The organism is Neisseria canis (genome assembly GCF_900636765.1).
Taxonomy (GTDB): Bacteria; Pseudomonadota; Gammaproteobacteria; order Burkholderiales; family Neisseriaceae; genus Neisseria; species Neisseria canis.
In genome coordinates this window covers 807,613-833,482 of the sequence record NZ_LR134313.1, presented here as the reverse complement: position 1 = coordinate 833,482, position 25,870 = coordinate 807,613, and the positions used below count along the sequence as shown (strand labels likewise).

The 25,870-nt window shown below is 42.5% G+C and carries 19 protein-coding genes; 16 read left to right on the top strand and 3 right to left on the bottom strand.

From position 1 onward, the window contains the following. The first annotated feature begins 18 nt into the window (after positions 1-18). From wecC to EL143_RS03885, 14 genes are all read left to right on the top strand, one after another. A complete protein-coding gene (wecC, locus tag EL143_RS03950) occupies positions 19-1,284 on the top strand; it encodes a UDP-N-acetyl-D-mannosamine dehydrogenase (protein ID WP_085417549.1) in 1,266 nt (421 codons plus the stop codon). 158 nt (positions 1,285-1,442) lie between these two features. Beyond that, positions 1,443-3,497, top strand: a complete 2,055-nt coding sequence (locus EL143_RS03945; RefSeq protein WP_085417548.1) for a CgeB family protein — start codon at positions 1,443-1,445, stop codon at positions 3,495-3,497. Further along, a complete protein-coding gene (locus tag EL143_RS03940; protein ID WP_085417547.1) occupies positions 3,494-5,857 on the top strand; it encodes a glycosyltransferase in 2,364 nt (787 codons plus the stop codon). The genes EL143_RS03945 and EL143_RS03940 overlap by 4 nt, the downstream gene beginning before the upstream one ends. 14 nt (positions 5,858-5,871) lie before the next feature. Beyond that, the gene (locus tag EL143_RS03935; RefSeq protein ID WP_085417546.1) at positions 5,872-7,059 is read left to right on the top strand and encodes a glycosyltransferase; all 1,188 of its coding nucleotides are present in this window, start codon (positions 5,872-5,874) and stop codon (positions 7,057-7,059) included. A gap of 9 nt (positions 7,060-7,068) precedes the next feature. Further along, a complete protein-coding gene (locus EL143_RS03930) occupies positions 7,069-8,166 on the top strand; it encodes an alpha/beta hydrolase (RefSeq protein WP_126326562.1) in 1,098 nt (365 codons plus the stop codon). 6 nt (positions 8,167-8,172) lie between these two features. Continuing rightward, positions 8,173-9,321 (top strand): DUF6270 domain-containing protein, encoded by a 1,149-nt coding sequence (locus tag EL143_RS03925; RefSeq protein WP_126326560.1) that lies wholly within the window; start codon positions 8,173-8,175, stop codon positions 9,319-9,321. Beyond that, the gene (locus EL143_RS03920) at positions 9,321-10,301 is read left to right on the top strand and encodes a CgeB family protein (RefSeq protein ID WP_085417524.1); all 981 of its coding nucleotides are present in this window, start codon (positions 9,321-9,323) and stop codon (positions 10,299-10,301) included. Before EL143_RS03925 ends, EL143_RS03920 begins: the two co-directional genes overlap by 1 nt. Before the next feature lies 1 nt (position 10,302). Continuing rightward, a complete protein-coding gene (locus EL143_RS03915; RefSeq protein WP_197719617.1) occupies positions 10,303-12,330 on the top strand; it encodes a capsular polysaccharide biosynthesis protein in 2,028 nt (675 codons plus the stop codon). Between the two features lie 165 nt (positions 12,331-12,495). Beyond that, positions 12,496-13,656, top strand: a complete 1,161-nt coding sequence (locus tag EL143_RS03910) for a polysaccharide biosynthesis/export family protein (RefSeq protein WP_085417525.1) — start codon at positions 12,496-12,498, stop codon at positions 13,654-13,656. 16 nt (positions 13,657-13,672) lie between these two features. Then, on the top strand, positions 13,673-14,836 hold the full coding sequence (locus EL143_RS03905) for a capsule biosynthesis protein (RefSeq protein WP_085417526.1): 1,164 nt from the start codon (positions 13,673-13,675) through the stop codon (positions 14,834-14,836). Then, positions 14,836-15,633, top strand: a complete 798-nt coding sequence (locus EL143_RS03900) for an ABC transporter permease (protein ID WP_085417527.1) — start codon at positions 14,836-14,838, stop codon at positions 15,631-15,633. The genes EL143_RS03905 and EL143_RS03900 overlap by 1 nt, the downstream gene beginning before the upstream one ends. Then, positions 15,630-16,280: an ABC transporter ATP-binding protein gene (locus EL143_RS03895; protein ID WP_085417528.1), complete on the top strand. Its 651-nt coding sequence runs from the start codon at positions 15,630-15,632 to the stop codon at positions 16,278-16,280. Before EL143_RS03900 ends, EL143_RS03895 begins: the two co-directional genes overlap by 4 nt. Positions 16,281-17,035: 755 nt before the next feature. Next, complete coding sequence (locus EL143_RS03890) at positions 17,036-17,527, top strand: pilin (protein WP_085417529.1); 492 nt, start codon at positions 17,036-17,038, stop codon at positions 17,525-17,527. A gap of 175 nt (positions 17,528-17,702) precedes the next feature. Next, positions 17,703-18,200 (top strand): pilin, encoded by a 498-nt coding sequence (locus EL143_RS03885; RefSeq protein WP_085417531.1) that lies wholly within the window; start codon positions 17,703-17,705, stop codon positions 18,198-18,200. A 335-nt stretch (positions 18,201-18,535) separates the two neighbouring features. Here the strand turns inward: EL143_RS03885 and argE are convergent, their stop codons facing one another. After that, the gene (gene argE / locus EL143_RS03880; protein WP_085417232.1) at positions 18,536-19,693 is read right to left on the bottom strand and encodes an acetylornithine deacetylase; all 1,158 of its coding nucleotides are present in this window, start codon (positions 19,691-19,693) and stop codon (positions 18,536-18,538) included. Positions 19,694-19,754: 61 nt separating this feature from the next. Here argE and EL143_RS03875 point away from each other — a divergent pair, with 61 nt between their 5' ends. Continuing rightward, positions 19,755-20,288: a gamma carbonic anhydrase family protein gene (locus EL143_RS03875; protein WP_085417231.1), complete on the top strand. Its 534-nt coding sequence runs from the start codon at positions 19,755-19,757 to the stop codon at positions 20,286-20,288. A 167-nt stretch (positions 20,289-20,455) separates the two neighbouring features. Then, positions 20,456-21,925 (top strand): pyruvate kinase, encoded by a 1,470-nt coding sequence (gene pyk / locus EL143_RS03870; protein ID WP_085417234.1) that lies wholly within the window; start codon positions 20,456-20,458, stop codon positions 21,923-21,925. Between the two features lie 180 nt (positions 21,926-22,105). Here pyk and mutS read toward each other — a convergent pair whose 3' ends face one another. Beyond that, positions 22,106-24,694, bottom strand: a complete 2,589-nt coding sequence (mutS, locus tag EL143_RS03865) for a DNA mismatch repair protein MutS (RefSeq protein WP_085417230.1) — start codon at positions 24,692-24,694, stop codon at positions 22,106-22,108. 96 nt (positions 24,695-24,790) lie between these two features. After that, entirely contained in the window at positions 24,791-25,720 is a 930-nt protein-coding gene (ppk2, locus tag EL143_RS03860; RefSeq protein ID WP_085417229.1) for a polyphosphate kinase 2, read from the bottom strand. Positions 25,721-25,870 lie beyond the last annotated feature (150 nt).

Below are 25,870 nucleotides of genomic sequence, written 5' to 3'. Positions count from 1 at the left end.
TTGCCAGGAATAAATAAAATGCAATATCAAACAATTTCAGTTATTGGTTTGGGTTACATCGGTTTACCCACCGCGGCAGCCTTTGCACAACACGGGGTAAAAGTCATTGGAGTAGACGTTAATCAACACGCCGTCGATATCATCAACCAAGGCAAAATTCATATTGTAGAGCCGGATTTGGACACTGCCGTACATGAATGCGTGTCAAAAGGAATGCTGAAAGCAACACTTGTTCCAGAACCTGCAGATGCTTTTCTAATTGCCGTTCCCACTCCTTTTAAAGGTTCAAATTACGAACCCGATCTCAGCTATATTGAAGCAGCCAGTAAAGCCATTGCGCCAGTCTTGAAAAAAGGCAACCTCGTTATTCTCGAATCAACCTCGCCCGTAGGAGCAACAGAGCAAATGTCTGAATGGTTGGCAGAAGCACGCCCTGATTTAACTTTCCCCCAGCAAGCCGGAGAAAGCTCAGATATCCGTATTGCTCACTGCCCCGAAAGAGTGTTACCCGGTCAAGTAATGCGTGAACTAATCGAAAATGACCGCATTATCGGCGGTATCACACCTAAATGCTCCGATCAGGCTGCTTCTTTATATAAAATTTTTGTCAAAGGCGACTGCATCGTTACTAATGCCCGCACTGCTGAAATGTGTAAGCTTACCGAAAACTCTTTCCGCGATGTCAACATAGCTTTTGCCAATGAACTCTCTATTATTTGCGATAAGCTAAACATCAACGTATGGGAATTAATTATTCTTGCCAACCGACATCCCCGCGTCAACATATTACAGCCTGGTTGCGGCGTAGGCGGACACTGTATTGCTGTTGATCCATGGTTTATCGTCAATAAAACTCCCGATGTGGCCAAATTGATTCACACCGCCCGCCTAGTAAACGATGGAAAACCCGAGTGGGTCATCAATAAAGTAAACGATGCCGTCATTGAGGCCTTACAAAAAAATCCCGATAAAACCCTAAGCGACATCAAAATTGCCTGCCTAGGCCTAGCATTCAAACCCGATATTGATGACTTACGTGAAAGCCCGGCATTAAAAATTACTGAGCAGTTAGCTGAAAAATACCCAAATCAAATTTTGGCAGTTGAACCAAATGTAGCAGTTTTGCCTGAAAAATTACTGGCTAAGAATATTGTTCAGATTGATTTAGCAGTAGCCCTATCAGATGCCGATGTGCTGGTGGTATTGGTTGATCATAAAGAATTTAAAGCCATTCAGTTTGCATCCCTAAAAGCGGTTGTGGTAGATACTAAGGGAATTTTGTAATCAACAGGATTAAAACTATTATTGAATCAAAATAGCACAAAATTCAGGTTGCAGATAATATCGAATCAAGATAAGCGGTTTAAATAACTTATAGATTTTCTGTTTAGATAACATGTAAAAATGAAAGCAATTACATCACATTAGGAAATAAGCTGGCTATGAATAACAAGGAGTTAGAAGGTATAAAATCCCGCATCAAGCAGGAAAATACATACCTTGATGATGCACAACTGGAAAAAATCATCAAGGTATTTAATCGTCTATTAGAAGACACTCAAGCAGAACAACAACAAAAGATTCATCAATTAGAAGATGAGTTATATCACTTGCGTATCGAAAAAAGCAAATATCAGCTCTTATTAACCCAACGTTTTCAAGATAAGCACAATCAAACCATTGCTTACCAATTTGGGCGTTTGATATTGGATTTCCTTCAACATCCAATCCGACACTTCATTACACCCAAAGCCTTATTATCCATTTATGCAGAGCATTTGACCCGCAAGCAGAAAAAACACACGTTAACTTCGTTTGAAAAAAGATGGGTCAAATGGTATGAACCGTTTTCCACTAAAAAAGTGGTGGATGATACTTTTGAAACATTGGTAAACACCCCTGTCAAACCTCTTGAAGAATCAGCTATTCAAAAAACGGCTCATCATTCTAAGCAAAAGCGTAAAGCCTTTAAGCTCAATTTTGCTCATAAAACCGCGAAAGACTTAAAAGTAGCTGTTATTTTGGATGAGTTTAGTTTTAACTCATTTCAAAACGAATTCACCCCAATCATTATTACACCTAATAACTGGAAGGCAGTTTTTTCGCAACAAAAACCCGATCTGTTTTTTTGCGAATCCGCTTGGAGTGGCACAGACAGCGTTACACGTCCATGGAAGGGCAAAATCTACGCTAGCGTAAATTTCCAAAAAGAAAACCGCACTGAATTGCTTGAAATCATCGATTATTGCGATAAAAACGGCATTCCGACAGTTTTCTGGAACAAGGAAGACCCAACCCATTATCCCGACCGTGTTCACGATTTTGTCAAGACGGCCTGTCTGTTCGACTTTGTATTTACCACAGCACAAGAATGCGTAGAACTGTATCAAAAAGAATACGGTTTAAAAAATGTATACGCCCTACCGTTTGCGACTAATCCTGCGGTTTTTAATCCTATTGATAATCCATCTGTACCACGTACTGAAAAAATAGTATTTGCTGGAAGTTGGTATGCAAATCATGTTGAGCGTTCCAAAACAATGTATCAATTATTTGACAGTTTGATTGATAGTGGTTACGAACTGGAGTTTTATAACCGCTATTATGGTGATAATGATCCAAATCATTTAATTCCTGAGCAATATCAGGAATATGAAAAGCCAAGTGTTTCCAATAAAGAAACAAGCAGAATTTATAAATCTAGCTTATTTGGATTAAATTTAAATACAGTAGTCGATTCTGACACGATGTTTGCTCGTCGCGTATTTGAATTGATGTCAAGCAATACCTTAGTTTTGTCAAACTATTCCAAGGGAATGGATCGTCTTTTTGGCAAGAATGTCATTTTTTTAGATACAGAACCAAACAGGCTGAAAGATTTGGACAACCAAACCATTGAACGTATTCGTGAAGAAAATCTGAATAATGTTTTGGCAAACCACACTTATCAAAAACGCTTTGAAACCATTTTAGATACAGTAGGGGTAGTGTATAACAAACAACTGGAGAAAGTAACTTTAGCTGTGAAGGTAACGGGGAAATTGCAGTTGAAAGCTGCCATCCGTCTTTTCCAACAAAAGTTCAGCCATCCACAGTACCGCTTACTTGCTGTACTTGACGATAATGTTTCCGGTTTGGAGTCTGCGGAGCTATATACCGATTTTAACTACGGCAAGATAAACGTGCTAGCCGAATCATATCTTTTGCGTTATGGCAAGCAGAATACTCAATATCTCGACACCCCGTATTTTGTTTTAACGGATAATTTGGAAGTATTAAATCCCTCTGTTGTCGAAAAAGCCCTATTGCACAGTAGCTATCTTTCTGATGGTTATATCGCCTTAACGCCGCATAAAAACCAAAAATACATCTTTGAATCAACAATGAATATGAACCATATTTTTGCCTCAGCAAAAAAATTTTCAGAAGCGGTTAAATATTTTAAGCAAGCCGTTGAATTGCCTGTTTACTACATCAACAAACACGAGGGGAAATGATGGATATCAGCATTATTGTTCCTTGTTACAATGCAATTGGAAAAATAGAAGCCTGTATCGCTTCTTTACAGAAGATTGAATATCCCGCTTCACAATATGAAGTGATCTTTGTAGATGACTGTTCTACCGACCACACCTTGTCTCATTTAAAAGAGCAGGTTGCTTCGCAGTCAAATTGGAAAGTATTACAAATGCCGCAGAATAGCGGCTCACCGTCTGAACCGCGTAATTTAGGCGTATCTCAAGCGGTCGGAAAATATGTTTTCTTTTTAGATTGTGATGACGAAATTCTCAGCGATACTCTGAACATACATTTTCAAACAGCAAAAGAACATAATGCTGATATTGTTCGCGGCTACTTAATTGTTGACGATGGAAATAAGCGGAGTATTGCTAATCGTATTCAAGGAAATATCTCAGGTTTGGATAAACGGGGCATGATCGAAACAATCATTAGCAAACAAAGCACCACCGTACCCAGTATGATCAAAAGAGAGTTGCTTAACCAAAATCAGATTAAATGGCGTTCTGATTTGAGAATAGGTGAAGATACTCTGTATTTATCCGATGTGTTTTCAGTTGCGGAAAATATTGTCTATATCGATCACCCAACATTTGTTTACAACAAAAAAATCAATGAAGAAGCCTCGTCTACCCAAAATTATGGCTCCCGTGAATTAAAAAACCATATAATAGTATGGCAAACCGCACAAGAAAAATTATCCAAACAAGGTGTGGATTATTACCAAATCCGCTTACAGGTAGGCTTACAGACAGCAATTCAGTCTATGATTACCTACAACCGTTTTGATATTAGCGAGAGCGACTTTATCGAATTGGCGGATTTTATCAATCAACAACGCCGCTTGGTTGAAACCTTTAATTATAGTGAAAGAATTAAAAGCGTTCTGAACGAAATTTATAGTCAAAACTACAACGGCTTTTTGAACGCTATCAAACAGCGAATGGTTGTGGCAGGCTATGATTTAAAATTTATCAAGCCCGTTTTACCGACTTTGGAACAGTTCTACCAAATCCGCATAGACGAGTGGACAGGACATAATGCACACAACGAACAACACAGCGAAGATTGCCTGCAATGGGCTGAAATCATCTTCTGTGAATGGATGTTGGGCAATGCTGTTTGGTATAGCCAGCGTGTCAGAACCAATCAGAAGCTTTTTATCAGAATGCACCGTTTTGAGCTGACAACACAATGGTTTAAACAGATCGACTTTACCAAAGTCAACCGAGTTTTTGCCGTATCACTCTATTTCTTTGAAAAATTAGTTGAATACACCCGTATTCCGAGAGCTCAAGCCTGTTTATTGCCAAACTACTTGGATAGCGAAAATTACGAGCAGTCTAATAACAAAGAAAAGCTCTTTAATCTTGGTATTATCGGTATTCTGCCTTCCCGAAAAGGCTACCTGAATGCCTTAAAAGTATTAAAACAATTAGTGGAAACAAATAAAAAATACAAATTGTTTGTGTATGGAAAAATGCCCGAAGATCTATCTTGGGTAAAAAACAACCAAACCGAGATGGCATATTTCGACGAGTGCAAGCGGTATATTCAGCAAAATAATTTGCAAAAATCCGTTGTAGTCAAAGGCTGGGTCGATGTCAGAACAGAATTAAAAGATATCGGTTTCATATTATCAACCAGCGATAATGAAGAAATTCCCGAAAGTTTCCACATCGCACCGGCAGACGGCTTTTCTGCGGGCAATCAAGGGCTGCTGCTCAACTGGAATGGCGTAGAATACATCTATCCTGAAAAATATATTTTCGATTCCATCAACTCAATGGCAGACCATATCAACCGCCAAAACAACTTGGCTAAGTTCGACCTCTACAAACAACAAGGCATAGAGTTGATCAAAGACCGCTATTCGGTTGAATATTTCGTCAGACAGCTACGCAAACAAATACATTTATCGGCAGCACGTTTTGCTTATGCACCGGCGCCAATTGCCGAAGCGTTTGAACAGCAACAGATTGCAGAAATCCAAAACCGTAAATTGACCGCCGAAACCATTGCGATTGACTTGCCGAAGGATGCACAAAGTGATTGTAAGCTGATTTTGGAATATAACTTTAAACTATCAGAAAATATCAAGGTAAATGCGGCGTTGGTAGCATTAAAGTCAGCCAACAGCGAGCCTGTTTCAGGATTTAAACCGTCTGATATCAAAGAAATTGGGTTATATAAATATTTAGATACCACCCAAAATGATACTGCCTGTTTTTTGGAAATACCGTTAAGCGGGAAAAACAAAGTGGAGCAGTTGAAATTGGTGCTATGGCAGAAAGATGCCGAGATTGAGCTTCAGTATTTAAAAGCATTTAGATTTTAATTGGGAGAACGTTTATGTATTTTATCGGACAGACAAGATTTAGTTTATATATTCCTAAAAGCAATGTTTGGAACGTATCAAACTTTACAGAACAGGAATATATTGCTCATCTATTTTCGGATGAGAGAATGAGTGTCAGAGCAAAAATTTTTGCAGAAATTTCGTTACCAATAATGGCAAAAATGCAGAAACAATTTGATTTTCTTTATATTGTTTTGTACTCATCTATTTTGCCTGAAAAATGGAAAAATATGCTATTTGATTTGCAGAAAAAATATCCGTTTTTATATTTGTGTGAATCTGATAATCATCCTGAGAACCCGATTTATACGGTATTGAAAGATAAAAAAGATGGTTCGGTTGCTTTTTTCCGGTTAGATGACGACGACCTATTATCAGTTGATTATTTGGAGAATTTGGCTAAATATAATACCAAAGCCTATAAGAATATGGCGGTATCTTTTGGTAAAGGCATTGCTGCATTTTATAAAGATGATAATTACATCGATTTTAGAAATGTAGTACAGAAATATCCATCTATGGGACAAGCGTATATTGGCTATTGGGAAAATGGAAATTTAGAACTTCCTCCAATGTATAGTCATCATAATTTGGATCAGAATATTCCTGTAATTGTTGATTCACGCAATATAATGTATTTACAAACCTACCATAAGCAACAAGACACTCATTACCGATTCTCTCAAACAGCGAATACTGAAAATATTTCGATTGAAGCCGAGTTGGCAAAATACCCTAGAAGTGAAAATATTGAAGAATTAGAAAAAGCATTTCCTACTCTAAAATATAGTATCCAAAATTTTGTTGAAAATAAAGAATACTATTACCAAGTAAATGATATTGAAATTTTGGATAAAAATACCAGCTTTCATATCACTAACCCTAAAGTCAAGAATCTATATGAAGGTAAATATAAAATAGTTTCTTCAGAGAAGGCCGTTTCTCCAAAAGCTTTCCTAATTTCCTTTACTTTTGATCGGGACGTTAAGGTAATTTCAGGGTTGAGTTTTTCCAACTACAACAACATAGGTTGGTTTAAATATTTAAACTGTGCAAATGGAGTTTGTTCTGACAATTTGTGTTTTACTCTTGACCAACCAGCAAAACTATCACAGGTGAAAATTGTTGTGTGGGACGAACGTTTTCAATCTTCTCATATAGAATTGATTGAAATAGCATAAGGAAAAATAATGTCAAATATTGTCTATCCTTTTGTTCAAGATAATTATGGCCGCAAATTACACTATGCATTAAGGTTGGCTGAAAAACCGCACGAAGCTAGAACAGTTTTTATTCTGCATGGTCAAGGATTTAGTTCCGTCCCAAGTAGTTTTTGCCACTCAGATTGGAATGTGGTTTGTCCGTTGGACAATTTTGGATTTAATAATGGCGGTACTTGGTTTCTTGGTGAAAATGGAGATTTTTTTGTAAAAGATTTAATGCTTAAGCTAATTGAGCAGATTAAGAAAGAAACTCAAAGCGATAGGTTATATTTTTGGGGTTCCTCAATGGGAGGATATGGTGCTATTTTATTTGGTCTATTATGTGGTGCCGAAGCTGTTTTCGCAAACGTCCCACAAATTAGACTCAAAAATACAGAATATACAGATAATAATCATCTAATAAAAAATTGCTTAGATGTAGTTTTAAATCAGGACTTTCCTTATTGGACAGATTTAACTTGTTTATTAGCTAGCGTTGATAAAAGAAAATATCCTACATTTTTTATTACCCAAACTCGCTTTCATCCGTTTAATTATCTGAAGGAGCATATCTATTATTTTATTAATAAGTGCGATGAGTTAGATGTGAATTATTTTTTAGAAATTGTGCCTAAAACTGGGCATCTAATGTATAAAAGTGTAGCGGACTCTATTGCTTATTTTGATTCTTATCAAGATGACGTTAGAAATTGGGTAGAGAAAAGAAAATTTTTTGCAGACTATAAAAATAAATTAATTAAAATTGAAAAAAGTAATAATGATGATAATTTTTTTGAAATTACGCTTTATTTAGAGTCTGATGATAATGTAGGCTCAAAAGATTTATTATTATCATTTACCCCCCAATATTTTAATGAAGCAAAACCAGCTAATTATGGATTGGTATTATCATCTGCATCAGATATAGGGCTTTTTAAGTATATACCAACAAAAGTGGGAAGATACGAAATAACTTTCACAATTCCATTTCCATTATCAGATATTGTGGAATTTTCTATTAAAGACTTTTACCCTAAAGGTAAAACACAAGTATATGATTTAAAATATAAAACATTTAAAAATTAGTAAAATATGAACAAGCTATTTATTTTAGGATCTTGTGTCAGCCGAGATGCCTTTGCATTGAAAGAAGGGGCGAACTATAACATCACTTCCTATTTGGCAAGAACCTCATTTGCCAGTGCGTTTCATCATAATGTAGTACAAGGATTAGATTTATCTACTATTCCTTCGGCATTTCAGCGTCGTATGGTAGAAAACGATGTTTTAAAAAAAACAGAACATTCTCTTACTCATAATCAGTTTGATTGGCTGATTATTGATTTGATTGATGAAAGATTTAATTTGTTTGCATCGGAGCAAAATGAAATTTTTACTTTATCCCCTGAGCTATCCAATAATTGCCACTACGATAAATCAGGAAAAGTAATTCCATCTAACAGCAATGAATTTTTTGAGAGATGGAAAGAAGGTTGGGATAAGTTTATAGCCTTAGCCAAGCAACACAATTTTCTACATAAAATTATTTTGAATAAGGTTTTTTGGACCAATAAAACGGTATCGGACGGAAATGTTGTTGCTGATACTTATCAGTCGTGGATTGATGAAAATAATGCTTGGTTGGGTAAACTGTATACCTATATCGAGCAATCAAGTGGGATTAAAGTTCTTGAATATCCTGTGGAGTTATTAAAAGCGGATGATGAGCACAAATGGGGGCTTCAACCTTATCATTATGACAAAAAGGTTTACCTGCATTTATTGAACTATATCAATCATTTAAATATCTATCAAAAGAATTTGGAGCAGAATATTATCCATATAGATTATTTGCCGCTTTTTATGGATGCTCTGCCGATTAAAAAGAAGGATGATTCTTCATATCAGCCTTTAATCCTACAAGGTAAAAAAGATGCAGATTCTACTGTGTCTATCAATATTATGTTGGCTGGCAATCATCAAGTTGGCCAAAGAGATCTGCTTCATACGGTTAAATATGAGCCGGAAAATAGCGAATTTTATACGCAACAAAAATATGCTAAATCTGATTGGGCGGAAATCGGGTATTTTAAATATATTACAACTCAGCCATATCAAGTGTATGAACGAGAAATCATATTTAAAATCCCAGCTGGTACCAAAGTGTTTTTCTCTATTCAAGAGTTCTATCCAAAAGGAAAGAGTGTAATTTTGGAAACTAATATCCATAAGGTTAGCTGATGAAATGCTATTTAATCAGCGATGAACTGACTCGCCAATCTTTACTTTGTGAAGACATCAACATTCAAGAGTCTTGGTGGCAACTTAGCAACAAAGATAATCCGATTTTATTGGTCGAATCCGCTTGGAACGGCTACAAAAATTGCTGGAAATATAAAGTTGCTGCTTATCCCGACAATCCCAAGCGTACTAACAAAAAATTAGTGCGTTTGGTTCAGACGGCCAAAGACAAGGGAATTCCCACCGTTTTTTGGAATAAAGAAGACTCGATTCATTTTGACCGCTTTATTGATTCTGCCAAACATTTCGACCATATTTTTACCGTAGATCAAAATTGCGTAGAACGATATAGAGTAGTCGTGCCATCAGAAACTACGGTTGATGTAGCTATGTTTCCTGTTCAACCTCGAATCCATAATTATCAAGGGTTTAATTTTAAGTATATGGCCGCCAATTTTATTGGCAGCTACAGCAAACATATCCATAATAAGCGCAGGGAGCGGCAAGAATTATTGTTTAGAGCAGCTGCCAAAGCAGGTCTGCCAGTAACGATTTTTGATCGAAATTCTGATAGAAAATCAGATAATTACCGCTATCCAGAAGCAGAATTTGGCTTAACAGTACGTCCTGCTGTAGATTATGTTCAAACAGCTGATATTTACAGGCAATTTGCCGTATCGCTTAATGTGAATACGATTGAAGATTCTCCAACTATGTTTTCCCGTCGTGTGGTAGAAGTGTTGGCTTGCGGTGGTATTTTAGTTTCGACACCAAGTTTGGCGATGGATAGGTTATTTAAAGATTACTGCCATATTGTTCACTCTGAAGATGAGGCAGTAGCTTTATTTGAGCGTTTAAAACATGGCCCGTCCAAACAAGATTTAGAAATGGCTAAGGCTGGTGCAGATTTTGTGTTGAATAATTTTACATGGCAAAAATTTTTGGAAAAAATCGAAGCAGTGATTGCTTCTAAAAAATAATATGATGCTCTCCAGTTTGGGTTTGTTTCGGCAACGGAAATATCTGAAATCTCTTCTTTCTTCTGATTTGCTTGATGATGCCTTTATTTTATGGGGTAAAAAGCACCCCAAAAGAAGATTGTTTGCTCAAAAGATATTAAAAAAACCAATTATTTACTTGGAAGATGGCTTTTTACGATCAATGGGTTTGGGAGTGGAAGGAGAAGCTCCTTTATCATTGGTAATAGATGATGTGGGGATTTATTATGATGCAACAAATCCTTCAAAGCTGGAGCGCTTGATTCGAGACAAAAACTTATTACACTCAAAATCGAATGAAGCACAGAAGGCTTTGAATCTTGTCTTAAAATATGGTTTATCCAAATATAACCGTAACTTAGATAGTTGGCCTGATTCGTTATCAGTAGATGAAAGTTGCCAAAATATTTTATTGGTAGATCAAACTGTTGGCGACTTGGCTTTGCAGTATGGCGGCGCAAGCAAAGAAACTTTTTTGGAGATGTTTAAGGTTGCCCAAGCGGAAAACCCTGAAGCTGTTTTATGGATTAAAGTACACCCTGATGTGTTATCAGGAAAAAAGCAAGGGTGTTTAACTGACGTATTGCAAAACGATCAAGTAAAGATAATTTCGGAAAATTTGAATCCGTCTGTTTTACTGAAAAAAATGGATCAGGTTTATACGGTCACATCCCAATTCGGTTTTGAAGCATTAATAAGAAATAAAAGGGTTGTTACTTTTGGATTGCCATGGTACGCAGGTTGGGGGGTAACAGATGATAGACATGAAGGAATTTTGCCTCTCAAACAGTTAGGGCGCCGAACTGAAGCAACTATTTTGGAGCTCTTTACTGCGGCATATTTATGCTATAGCTGTTATATCAATCCTTTTTTTGGAAAAGAAGGTTCGATTTTTGATGTAATTGATTACTTGCGCCAAAATAAACAGCATGAAACATTATTAGAAGGAGAGATTTGGATAACCGGTCTATCTTGGTGGAAGAAGAAAACCATCTCTCCTTTTTTAGAAACACCTTCGAATAGATTAAAATTTTTTAATTCTGTAACAGATTTTGATTCGGAAAAATTAACAAAAGATACAAAAATCTTAGTATGGGGGCGCAAGCAAGAGGATGCTGAACGCTGGGCAGCCCAATATGGGGTTCCGGTGTTGGCTATGGAGGATGGTTTTATCCGCTCAGTAGGTTTAGGATCGAATTTAGCCTCACCTTTGTCATTGGTTATAGATAATAAAGGTATTTATTTTGATGCACGTACAGTTTCGCGTTTGGAAAGTCTGTTACAAGAAACTATATTTGATCAATGTGAAATAGATGCTGCCCAACTATTAATTAAGCAACTCAATGAATTAAATATTGGCAAATATAATGTAGGCATTGGAGGAATGCCATTGCCAGAACCTCGACCGGAAAAGGTTATTTTAGTGCCGGGTCAGGTGGAAGACGATGCTTCTATCCGCTATGGCTCTCCGGAAATACAGTCAAATCTGATTTTGTTGGAAACGGTAAGACGGCGAAATCCTGATGCTTATATTGTTTTTAAGCCCCATCCTGATGTGGTGAGTGGCAACAGAGTAGGTATGGTTTCAGAAGAAGCGGCTTTATCTTTTGCTGATCAAATTGTATCGGAAGCAGATATTCTTTCATGTATCCATCAGGTAGACGAGGTTCACACAATGACTTCTCTCGCTGGTTTCGAGGCTTTGCTAAGGGGGAAAAAAGTCGTATGCTATGGACTTCCTTTTTACGCGGGCTGGGGCTTGACCGAAGATATGGTGCCTTTATCAAGGCGAACACGTCGTTTAACGATCTATGAATTAGTCGTTGGTTGTATGATGCGTTATCCGGTTTATCTTCATCCGAACACGGGAAAGCTCGTGGATGCTTTCGCTATTGTTGATGTTTTGAACAAACAAAAAATAAAACGGACTGGAAAAATACACAGCAGTTGGCTTGGGCGTAGGTCTATGCAATTGAAAGCATTACTGATTATGGCTGCAAAAGGGAAATGAATGCAGCATAATGCCTGTCTGAAAATGGGATTAAATTTATAATGTTAATCTCATTTTCAGACAGGCATTGGATACAGAATCTGATGTGTAATATATTCAGACTTTTGTGTGTTTATTGAAAACTTTAAAAGGTGCTTTAACCAGCAATCTAGGTTATTTGGAAATATGAAAAAGCCTTTAATACTTGTGATGATTATACTTGGGCTTAGTGCTTGCGGCAGCATTCCGTCCTCTGGACCAAGCGGCCGTAAAATCAGTCAATTAGAAAGACAGCAAACCAATGTTAACGTGCCTAAAGTTGAATTGATTGAAGTTAATGATACTGTTGTACGTAATCTTTATCAGCAACAGTTACGGCAATCTTTTTTGTCACTGGAAAGCAATCAAGCGTCACCTAATGCAGTGGGTATAGGTGATGTACTAGATATTACGATTTGGGAAGCGGCTCCGGCTGTATTATTTGGAGGCTCACTTTCTGTTGCAGGAACCGGAACCGCCCAGGCAACTAAATTGCCCGAACAGATGGTTAATCAAAAGGGTATGATTTCTATTCCTTTTGTCGGTAATATTCATGTAGCAGGCAAAACACCCCTCCAAATTCAGGAACAAATCAAAAAGAGCCTGCATAGAAAAGCCAATCAACCTCAAGTAATGGTACGGTTAGCGCACAATAATGCGGCAAATGTGTCAGTTATTCGGGCAGGCAATAGTATCCGTATGCCTTTAACAGCAGCCGGAGAACGGATATTGGATGCAATTGCCGCTGTCGGTGGCTCTACAGCGAATGTACAAGACACCAATATCCAGCTTACCCGAGACGATCAAGTCAAAACTGTAGCCCTAGAGGATTTGGTTTCCAATCCTCGTCAGAACATTCTTTTGCGTCGTAATGACATAGTTACTATGATCACAACACCATACAGCTTTACTTCCATGGGTGCAGTAGGACATAGCCAGCAGATTAATTTCTCAGTTAAAGGCCTATCTTTAGCGGAGGCGATTGGGAGGATGGGCGGTTTACAAGATAACCGATCGGATGCTCGAGGGGTTTTTGTGTTCCGTTATCAACCTCTGGCAGATTTACCCGATGAAGAGAAAGGAAATTGGTTGGCAGAAGGATATGCTTATGACGCTGAAATTCCTGTGGTTTACCGTTTGAATCTTTCTGATGCAAATTCTTTTTTCTGGATGCAACGTTTTCCTGTACAGAATAAAGACGTAGTATACGTTTCTAACGCCCCATTAAAGGAGGTGCAAAAATTCTTACAATTTGTGTTCTCTCCTGTGGTTAGCGGGGTAAATAGCATTGATAATATTGCAAATTGATAGGTTGTAACCGGATATGTCAAAACAAGAAACAATAGTTGAAGAGCAGACTCAAGGGCCTGTTGAAAAATTAAATAAGAAAAAAAGCTTAACTAAAAAAATTTCACCTTTACTTTGGGCTACTGTAGTAATCCCCACTTTTATTTCTGCTGTATATTTTAGTGTAATAGCATCGGATCAATATACATCAGAATCTACTTTTGTAGTGCGTTCTTCAAAAAGCCAAAGCTCTTTAAGTGGTTTAGGGGCATTATTGCAAAATGTTGGCTTCTCCCGCGCCCAAGACGATACTTATACAGTACGTGATTATATGTATTCGCGCACGGCGCTAGCAGAGCTGGGAAAAGCTTTACCGGTTCGGGCTTTTTATGAGGAAAAAGGCGATATATTCAGCCGTTTTAATGCTTTTGGCTTATTTGGATCGAATGAGGCTTTTTATCAATATTACAAAGATAAAATTCAGATTAATTTTGATGCAGTATCCGGTATTTCTTTGTTGGAAGTTACATCATTTGATGCAAAAGAATCCAAAAAGATCAATGCAGCTTTGCTGAAACAAGGTGAACATTTGATTAATAAACTTAACGAAAGGGCCCGACAGGATACCATTCGTTATGCTGAAGATGCCGTTAAGGTAGCGGAACAGCGGGTAAAAAAAACCGCGGCCAATATGACCAATTACCGCACCAATAATAAAGTTTTCGATTTAAAAGCCCAATCAGAAGTGCAGATAGGCTTGGTTTCCAAGTTGCAAGACGAATTGATTGTGATTCAAACACAATTGGATCAGGTAAAAGCAATTACCCCGGATAATCCTCAGCTTCAAGGCCTCAAAGCTCGTGAGCAAAGCCTGCGGAAAGAAATTGCCCAGCAAACAAAAATGATTTCCGGCGGAGGTTCAAAGTCTCTAACAGGCCAAGCTGAAGAATATCAGCGCTTGTTTTTGGAAAATGACTTGGCTACCAAGCAATTAGCAGCTGCTATTACATCACTTGAAAGCGCCAAAGCAGAAGCCAACCGCCAACAGCTCTATTTAGAAGTAGTGTCCCAGCCGAGCGAGCCCGATTTAGCAACCAAACCCCACCGCTTTTATAATATTGTTGCTACTTTTATCATCGGTTTGATGATGTATGGAATTTTGAGCTTATTGATAGCCAGCGTGCGCGAGCATAAAAACTGATGAAAGAATTGCATAAAACTTCATTTTGGGAATCACTGTTAATCCAGAAGCGGGTTATCGGCGCGCTCCTGATGCGCGAAATTATCACTCGCTATGGCCGCAATAATATCGGTTTTCTATGGCTGTTTGTAGAGCCTTTGCTTTTAACAGTGCTACTTGTGTCAATGTGGCAGTTCATGCAAGCAGATAAATATTCCACCTTAAACATTATCGCCTTTGTACTCACAGGATACCCTATGGCGATGATGTGGCGTAATGCCTCCAACAGGGCAATCGGTGCCATTTCGGCCAATACAAGTTTGCTATATCACCGGAACGTACGAGTATTAGACACCATTTTCGCACGGATATTACTAGAAATCGCAGGGGCAACAATTGCTCAAATTGCAATTGTTACTGTGTTTGTGCTAATGAGATGGATAGACCCTCCGGCGGATATATTTTATATGCTGGTTGCTTGGTTAATGATGGCTTTTTTCGCAATCGGCTTAGGCTTGGTAATTTGCTCGATTGCTTTTAATTTCGAGGCATTCGGAAAATTATGGAACACTTTAAGCTTTATCACGCTGCCTTTATCCGGTGCTTTTTTCTTTGTTTACACCCTACCCCATCAAGTACAAGAATACGCTCTGATGGTTCCGATGGTGCATGGTACGGAAATGTTTCGCCACGGATATTTTGGCGATTCAATCGTCACATACGAAAACATCTGGTTTTTGCTTATCTGCAATTTAATATTACTGTTAATTGGTTTAGCTATGGTGAATAATTTCAGTAAGGGTGTGGAACCAGAATGATTTCAGTTGAACATGTATCAAAACAATATCGCACAAACACTGGTTGGCGCACAGTATTGCACGATATCAATTTCCAGCTTAAGCAAGGTGAAAAAATCGGCATTCTTGGCCGCAACGGTGCAGGCAAGTCAACTTTAATCCGTTTGATCAGCGGAGTGGAGCCACCTACCTCTGGCGAAATCAAACGAACCATGAGCATCTCTTGGCCTTTAGCATTTAGCGGTGCATTTCAAGGCAGCCTGACCGGCATGGATAATTTGCGTTTTATCTGCCGCATTTATGATGTAGACACTGATTATGTAAAACGATTTACTGAAGAGTTTTCCGAGCTGGGGCAATATTTATATGAACCGGTAAAACGCTATTCTTCAGGTATGAAAGCAAGGTTGGCATTTGCTTTATCGCTAGCGGTTGAGTTTGACTGCTATTTGATTGATGAAGTGATTGCGGTGGGAGACTCACGCTTTTCGGCAAAATGTAAATATGAGCTTTTTGAAAAACGAAGAGACCGCTCCATTATTTTGGTTTCCCACAGCCATAGTGCAATGAAGCAGTATTGTGATAATGCCATGGTGCTGGAAGCAGGACATTTGCATCAATTTGAAAATATGGATAAGGCTTATGAATATTACAATGCCAATTTGTAATTAAAGACAGACAGATAAATATCGTTTTTTCTCTTATATAACCAAACCATACCAGATAAAACAATTTCATCACACCCAGGCTTCGCCCAAGTGTTTTTCAGTAATTGCAACGATGACAAATCAAAGCCTGAATATCGTAGCTTTGCCTTCTTAAGTTTAAGTTGGTCAATGTGCAGCTTAAACTCACATCGTTTTACTCAGTAATACTCTAATGAACGTAAGATAGCTTTTTCAGACAGGCATTCTCTATTCATCCTCTTTACCAGCCAACATTGTAAACCAATCCAAACAATCCAACGCCAAACGCCTTTTATCAAAAAATAAAACCAATTATCCATTATTTAAACAAACACAGTAACTATTTCTATAAAAATAAATTTTTCCATTGCCTCCAAATCACTTGTCGGCACAAACTCCCCGCTTAAGCAGGCTGACAAAAAATGTCAGTCAAGATATGTAAATATTATTCATTAATTGACAAATTACGGCACATTGCCACTGAGCGGCACCATCAATCAAAATTACCAAACAGCAAAAATAAATAATTAATTCATTAAAAATCAAACAAATAAAATCAAAATCTACCCAATTTCAAATCTTGGCACACCTATTGCTACATACCTCATGTCTGCAGCAATGCTGGAAACAGCCCGCCGCAACTGATGAAGTTCCCTTCTTTATTATGGTTTGAAGAAATTACCAAATACATTGCGGGATAAATTTTTACTACTTAAATAAATACGGAGTTTGAAAGAATGAAAGCTGTACAAAAAGGCTTTACCCTGATTGAATTGATGATCGTAATCGCCATTATCGGTATTTTGGCTGCGATTGCACTGCCGATGTATCAAAACTATATTGCCCGCTCACAAGTAACTCGCGTTATGGGTGAAGCTGGCAATCTGAAAACTGTTGTTGAAACCTGCATGCTGAACGGTCGAACTACAGTAGCAGCACCTACAAATACTAATGTAGCTACTGCTTGCGTTATCGGCGCTACTGGTTCAAGCCTTCTCAATGGAGCCGCACAAACTGGTGAAACTATTCCAGCTGGTACAGGTGTACCTCAGGTAGCAATTACTGGCAACAATACTGCAACAATTATTGCAACATTTGGTAACAATGCAGCAGCCACTTTAACTGGTCAACGTGTTCGATGGGCGCGCGATAATACTGGCACTTGGACATGTTCTACAAATGTTGCAGGAGATTTCCGTCCTGCCGGCTGTACAACTACATTACAATAATTTTCTAACTATCTTTACTTATACCTTATATTAAGTTAAAACAAAAGCGTACTACATGCTTAGGATGTAGTACGCTTATTTCAAATAAAGTACATTTTCAAAATTTATTGAAAAATTTTTTAATAACTTTTTAATAAAAAAATTCAAAATTAAATTTATTTAAGCGGGGAGGGCTATGGCTAAAAATAAATATGACTCACTTGGATTTAGTTTAATTGAATTAATGATCGTATTAGCCATCATCGGCGTACTATCGGCAATCTCAATACCTATATTTCAAAATTATATAGCAAAGTCCCAACTCACAAGAGTTGTATATGAATTGTCTTCTGCCAAAGCGGGTATTGATACTATTCTCTCTCAAGGTGGATTTCCTACCGTTGACCCTACTCAAAATAGGCAACCCTATGCTAATGGTGCGGTTTATGAATATATCGGTTTAAATGGCAGTAATCCTACTTCCAATATCGTGAGTTTAGCTACAATTACCAATAATGGAAATTCATTTTCCGGACTAGAGGCAACTTTAGGTGGGGATGTAAGTACCCTATTAACGGGAACAGTTGTTCGTTTAGAACGAAATCCTATTAATGGAACTTGGCAATGCCGAATAACCTTACCTCCCAATACTAACCGAACAAACTTACAAATAAATAGTTGTACATTTAATTGATAATAATACCAAAAACTCAGACAATCTTTGTCTAGTATTAACCTGTTACAATTTATGACATAGATATAAGCGTTTGTGTGATTATGACACATACTAAATCTTTCTTATTTTTATATAGACAATTAGCTTAATTTTTGTTACAACGTTTCTGCTCTTTTCGTACCAATTTATTATCTTATTAATTACTGCCTTGTATCAAAAATTAATTTAATTGATTACACTTCTACAAATTTAATTAATATTAAGACCAAACACAGATATAACAAAATAGATATTACTGAGAATGCCTGTCTGAAACTTTTCAGACAGGCATTTGTTAATACTCTCTTATTGCTTCACTTCGAAAACGCCTTAATCAGCCTTGCCAAAAACACATCACACTTCGCCAGCTGCGCCAGCTCGATAAATTCGTTTGGCCGGTGCGCCTGCTCTATATTGCCGGGGCCGCAGATGATGGTGTGGATGCCGGTTTGCTGAAAGAGGCCTCCCTCCGTAGTATAAGACACGTTTTCTTCGGCGGTTGGGGTTTGCAATACGTTGAGCAGGCCGGTAATTTTGGGGCTGCCGGAAACAGACATGGCAGGCACGCTCACCATTTCGTCGATTTCAACCAGACCGTGCGGATCGGTTTTCTGCATCAACGGTTCCAGCTCGTGCCGGATGTAGTCGGATAAAGGGTCGATTACATCGAGCATGCTCATTTGCGGCAGGTTACGGTAATCAAAATGAAATTCGCTGAACGAAGGCACGATATTGTTGGCATTACCGCCTCTGATGGTGTTCACGCTCAGGGTGGAATGGGGAACGTTAAAACTCGGGTCGTGATAAGGCGGATGTTTGAAACGCTCGGCAAGTTTTTGGATAAAGCAGATCAGGTGTGCGGCGTATTCTATGGTGTTCACGCCGAGGTCGGGCAATGAGGAATGCGCGGGTTTGCCGTGCAGGCGGCAGCGGAAAACGTGGATGCCTTTATGCGCCAACACGGCTTTCATGCCGGTGGGTTCGCCGACGATACAGTATTCGGGATTAAGCCCGCGCGCCTGTATTTCTTCAATCATATCGGGGGCGCCGAGGCAGCCTACTTCTTCGTCATACGAAAGGGCAATATGCAGCGGGTATTTCAGGCGTGCGCTTTTCATGGCAGGCACGGCGGCAAGCACGGCGGCGATAAAGCCTTTCATATCAACGGCGCCGCGCCCGTAGAGTTTATCGTCTCTGATTTCGGCGCGGAACGGATGGGAAAGCCAGGTTTCGTGTTCGGCGGGCACCACGTCGGTGTGGCCGGAAAGTATCAATCCGCCCTGCTCGCTGCCGTCGGCCGCGGGGATGGTTACGAAGAGGTTGGCTTTGCTGTAATCTTCATTTTTGGTAACCCACGGATTTAGGCCGTGAGACAGAAAATGGTTGGCTACGCTGTCAATCAGCGCCAAATTGGAATTGTGGCTGGTTGTGTCGTAGGCAATCAAGCGGCAGAGCCATTCTATGGTATTCATGTGCAACAAGCTTTGATAAGATGCGTCGTATTATAAACAATTTTTCAGACAGGCATTCATAATGGATAAGCATAATATTCGAAATTACCTCGATACGGAACCCTTAATTGACCCGAGCTGCTATATCGACCCTGCCTGCGTGGTAATCGGCGACGTGGTTTTGGCAGAAGATGTGTCGGTGTGGCCGTGTGCGGTAATCCGTGGCGACGTCAACAAAATCCGCATCGGCAAGCGCAGCAATGTACAGGATTTGAGCATGCTGCATGTTACGCATAAAAATGCGAAAAACCCTGAAGGATCGCCTTTGATTATCGGCGAGGATGTAACCATCGGGCATAAAGTGATGCTGCATGGCTGCACCATCGGCAACCGCGTTTTGGTGGGCATGGGCACGATTGTTTTGGATGACGTGGTAATCGAAGACGATGTGATGATTGGCGCAGGCAGCCTGGTGCCGCCGAGAAAGCGTTTGGAAAGCGGCTACCTTTATGTGGGTTCGCCCGTGAAACAGGTGAGAAAGCTGACAAATGAAGAGCTGGAAGGCTTGGTTTATTCGGCAGAACACTATATGCGCGTTTCGGCGAATTACAAATAAAGCTTGAGCCTGACTTGCCATGCCTGTCTGAAATGCGGTTTCAGACAGGCATGGTTTGTTTTGGCTGTGCAATCGGTCTGAGCCAAGTCATAATGTTTGTAATTTTAATACATGCCAAAGCTTCCCCGCGCTACAATACCCGCAACACCGTCAAAAAGGAGCCGCTGATGAACACTCAAAACCGTGATTTAACCCGCATCCGCCACAACACCAAAATCGTGGCCACTTTGGGGCCGGGCAGCAATCATGTGGAATTGCTGGAAGACATGATCCGCATCGGCGGCGTAAATGTGGTGCGTTTCAATTTCAGCCACGGCACGCCCGAATTCCATCGGGAAAATGCCAAAATCGTGCGCGAAGCAGCCAAGCGTGCAGGGCACGAAGTGGCGATTATGGCCGATTTGCAAGGCCCGAAAATCCGCATCGGCAAATTGGCCGGCGGCGCCATCGACTTGGAAGCCGGAGAAAAACTGCTGCTGGATGCCGCATTGGAAGGCGAAGGCAGCCGCGAGCGGGTGGGGCTGGATTACCGCAACCTGCCCGAAGATGTGCAGCCCGGCGATATACTTCTGCTGGATGACGGCCTGCTCACTTTGATTGTGGACAGCGTAAACGGCAGCGAAATCCTCACCACCGTGCAAAACAGCCACACGCTCAAAAGCAACAAAGGCATCAACAAACAGGGCGGCGGCCTTTCTGCCGGCGCATTAACCGAAAAAGATTTCCGCGACCTGAAAACCGCCGTAGCCATCGGTTGCGACTACATCGCGGTAAGCTTTGTGAAATCCGGCCAAGACATGCACACCGCCCGCGCGCTGGTGGAGCAGGAAATGAGCGGCAGTGATGCCGTGCGCCCGGGTTTGGTGGCGAAAATCGAGCGCGTCGAGGCCATCAAACATTTGGATGAGATTATCGAAGCTTCCGACGGCATTATGGTTGCCCGCGGTGATTTGGCGGTGGAGGTGGGCAATGCGGCCGTGCCTGCGCTGCAAAAACGGATGATTAAGCGCGCCCGCGAAATGCGCCGTTTCAGCATTACCGCCACCCAGATGATGGAAAGCATGATTACCAACCCCGTGCCGACCCGCGCGGAAGTGAGCGATGTGGCCAATGCGGTGCTCGACGGCACCGATGCGGTGATGTGTTCCGCCGAAACCGCCATCGGCGCCTACCCTTTTGAAACCGTCCGCCAGATGGCGATTATCTGCGCCGCAGCCGAGCGCGAACAGGATTCCCTCATCGGCATTGACGAAAAAGCGGTAGAACGGGCAAACCGTGTTGACGAAGCGATTGCAAGCGGTGCCGTGCACGTTGCCCGCCAAGTGGATGCCAAAGCCATCGTGGCCTTAACCGAAAGCGGCCACACGGCTTTCCAAGTGAGCCGCCACGGCATCCAGCTGCCGATTTACGCGCTCACGCCCAGCATCCATGCGCAGCGCCGCATGGCCATGTACCGAGGCGTGCGCCCGCTTAAAGTCAACACCAGCGTCGACCACGGAATTGCGGTATCCGAAGTGGAACACGCCCTGCTCAAACGCGGGGTATTGTGCAGCGGCGACCAATACATCCTGACCAGCGGCTCTTCGATGCACCAGTCCGGTTCAACCAATATGCTGGAAGTGATTACGGTGCGTTAATACAGATAAACCGATTTTTATCACAGCATTATCATGCTTTGGCTTGCCCCGAGGGAGCAACATCGGCCGACCATAAAGAATGCCTGTCTGAAAACATATTCAGACAGGCATTCTTATTATCACGACATTGCTGTGCTTTGCCGTAAGAGTTAACCAACACGCCCATCGGTAGGCTGATTTTTAAGCTGATTTGCCCGATTCCTGCTCTAACTTTTTCAAACGGTAAAGCCAATCCAAGGCTTCGCGCGGGGTCAGTTCGTCCGGGTTGAGCGCGCTTAAGGCTTCAAGAACGGGGCCGGCAGGTGCGGCAGGGTATTCCGTCGGCTGTACGGCCGGTTCGCTTTCAGGCAGGCATTGGCTGAAGATGTCCATCTGAGGGCGGTTGGCTGCAGCCTGGGTTTCCAATGTTTCCAAATGTTTTTGGGCGGCTTTGAGCGCACGGGCGGGCAGTCCGGCCAGTTTGGCCACGGCGATGCCGTAGCTTTTGCTGGCAGGGCCGGGCTCGATGTGGTGCAGAAACACGATATCCAGCCCCTCTTCCAGCGCGGAAAGGTGCATGTTCACGGCACTTGCGTGGGCCTCGGGCAGGCGGGTCAGCTCGAAATAATGGGTGGCAAACAGACTGAAGGATTTGTTTTTCTGAATCAGATGCTCGGCAATGGCCTGCGCAAGCGCGAGGCCGTCGAACGTGGAGGTGCCGCGCCCCACTTCGTCCATCAACACCAACGATTGCTCGGTGGCGTGGTGCAGAATATAGGCGGTTTCGCTCATTTCCACCATAAAGGTGGAGCGGTTAGAAGCCAAATCGTCGGAAGCGCCGATGCGGGTGAAAATCTGGTCGACGGGGCCGATTTTGGCGGCATCTGCCGGTACGAAGCTGCCGGTGTGGGCCAACAGGGTTATCAGTGCCACTTGGCGCATATAGGTGGACTTACCGCCCATATTGGGGCCGGTAAGCAGCATCAAACGATGCTTGTTGTCGAGACGGGTATGGTTGGCGGTAAAGCGGGGCACTTGCTGCTCCACCACGGGATGGCGGCCGTTTTCGATTTCGATGCAGGGATAATCGACAAACTCGGGGCAGCGGTAATTCTGCTCGTCGGCCAGGGCGGCGAAACTGCACAACACATCAAGCGCGGCGGCGGCCTTGGCGGTTTTCTGCAACAGCGGCAGCTCTGCCTGCAAGTCCGCCAATAAAGCCTCATAGAGCTTTTTCTCCAGCGCAAGGGCGTTGTCTTGCGCGGCCAGCACTTTGTCTTCAAAAGTTTTCAATTCGGGCGTGATGAAACGCTCGACATTTTTCAGGGTTTGGCGGCGCTGGTAATCGGCAGGCGCCTGTTCGGCCTGGGTTTTGGAAAGTTCGATATAAAAGCCGTGCACGCGGTTGAACTCGACTTTGAGGGTGGATAAACCGGTGCGCTCGCGCTCGCGGGTTTCGAGGGCGAGCAGGAATTCGTCGCCGTGGGTTTGGATGTGGCGCAATTCGTCAAGCTCGGCGTTGAAACCCTGGTTGATCACGCCGCCGTCGCGCAGCCACACCGCCGGCTCGGGCAGAATCGCAGCCTGCAACCGCTCTGCCACGGCCACGCCTTCGGGAAAGATATTTTGCAGGGTTTGCAACAGGCCGGCGGTATCGGGCAGGCGGATGTCGGCCAGAGCAAACAGGCTGTCGCGCAGGCCGGATAGGTCGCGCGGGCGGGCGGAACCGACGGCGATGCGGGCGGCGATGCGCTCGATGTCGGCAATGTTTTTCAGACAGGCATGGATACGGCTCTGTTCGTTTTGCAAAGCGGCCACGGCCTGCTGGCGCGCGGCGATGTGCCGGCGGTTGCGCAGCGGATGGTGCAGCCATTGGGCAAGCAGGCGGCTGCCCATATGGGTGGCGCACCGGTCGAGCACGGAAAACAGGGTGGGAGACTTTTTGCCGCTGAGCGTGTGGGTGATTTCGAGATTGCGGCGGGTGGCGGCGTCCATGCCGATATATTGCTGTTCAGTTTCGAGGCTGAGGCTGTCGAGGTGTTTGGGCAGCTGCGATTGGGTAAGCTGAATGTAGTTGAGCAAAGCGCCCGCGGCACCGATAGCGGCGGCGTGCTGTTCGGTGTCTAGGCCGAAGCCGAGCAAATCCTGGCTGCCGAAATAGCGGGTTAGCAGGTCGAAGCCGCTGTCGGCCGCAAACTGCCAATGGTTGAGCCGGGTGATATTGGCATTGGGCAGCTTGATTTCGGGCGCGTTTTTGGCATCCGGCAGCAAGATTTCGGCAGCCTGCAGGCGGGCGAGTTCGTCGGTGAGTTTGCCCGCTTCGGTAAGCTTGGCTTTGAATTCGCCGCTTTGCAGCGATGCCCATGCCAAACCGATCTGTTTTTTGCCCACGCACACGGCTACGATGCGGTTGGTTTCTTTGTCTTCCAACAGTGCGGAGTCGGTGAGCGTGCCCGGAGTAACGATGCGCACCACTTTGCGCTCCACCGGCCCTTTGCCGACGCCCACTTCGCCCACCTGCTCGCAAATCGCCACGCTTTTGCCCATCTTCACCAAACGGGCGAGATACTGTTCGGCGGCGTGATAAGGCACCCCGGCCATTTTGATGGGTTCGCCGTTAAGCTGGCCGCGGGTGGTGAGCGTGATGTCGAGCAGCTTGGCCGCTTCCACCGCATCATCGAAAAAAAGCTCGTAAAAATCGCCCATGCGGTAGAACACGAGTTTGTCTTGATGCGCTTCTTTGATGCCGAGATATTGCTGCATCATGGGGGAAACGGAGGGTTTGCTCATGGAAACGGCCTATCGGGAAAAAGAAACGGTATTTTAGCAAAATGAATAATGCCTGTCTGAAAAGGCTTTTCAGACAGGCATCAAATTGCAAACCGCTTAGTCGGCAATAATATCGAAATTATTGTCTTTAAACTGCGTGGTCGGCACGTTGACAATCAGCGGGTCGACTTTGCCGATGGCTTTTTCGTCTTTGCCCGGATAGTCGAGCTTATGCAGGAAATAGCGGATGCAGTTTAAACGGGCGCGTTTTTTATCGTCGGATTTGATAATCGTCCACGGTGCGTCGCCTGTGTGGGTGTGGAAGAACATGGCGTTTTTCGCATCGGTATATTCGTCCCAGCGGTCGAGCGATTGGATATCGACGGGCGAGAGTTTCCAATGTTTTAAAGGATCGTCGCGGCGGGAAATGAAGCGTCGCAGCTGCTCTTCGCGGCTTACCGAAAACCAGAATTTAAACAGATGAATGCCGCTGGCGACCAGCATGCGCTCGAATTCGGGCGTTTGGCGCATAAAGAGCAGATATTCGTGCGGCTCGCAAAAGCCCATCACACGTTCAACGCCTGCGCGGTTGTACCAAGAACGGTCGAAAAATACGATTTCGCCGGCAGTCGGCAAGTTTTGGATATAGCGTTGGAAATACCATTGGCCGCGCTCTCTTTCGGAAGGTTTTTCCAAAGCCACAACGCGCGCGCCGCGGGGATTGAGGTGCTCCATATAGCGCTTGATGGTGCCCCCTTTACCGGCTGCATCGCGGCCTTCAAACAGCCCCACGATTTTTTGACCGCTCTCTTTAACCCAGCTTTGCACTTTCAAAAGCTCGATTTGCAGCAGTTTTTTCTCTTTTTCATACACGCGGCGGCTCATGCGTGTACGGTAAGGATAGCTTTCCGGAAGCGGCGCGCTGCTGGAATCCTCACCCGATTTGCTGCCCTGATGTTGCAGCACGGCCTGCTCGAAAATCTGCAAACGGTCTTTTTCTTCGCCTAATTCTACTTTTTGGAATGGTTCCAATTGATGGTTTTTCATACTTTTCCTTTTTCTTTCTTTAACAATTTTTATCATCATTATACGCCATTCGGGTTAAGTGGACATAGTGGCATGTAGCACTTTGTAGTCAGCACTTCGGCTTTTTTTGATATAGATGAAATATTGCGGGAAACTTTTGTTCTGTTTGGG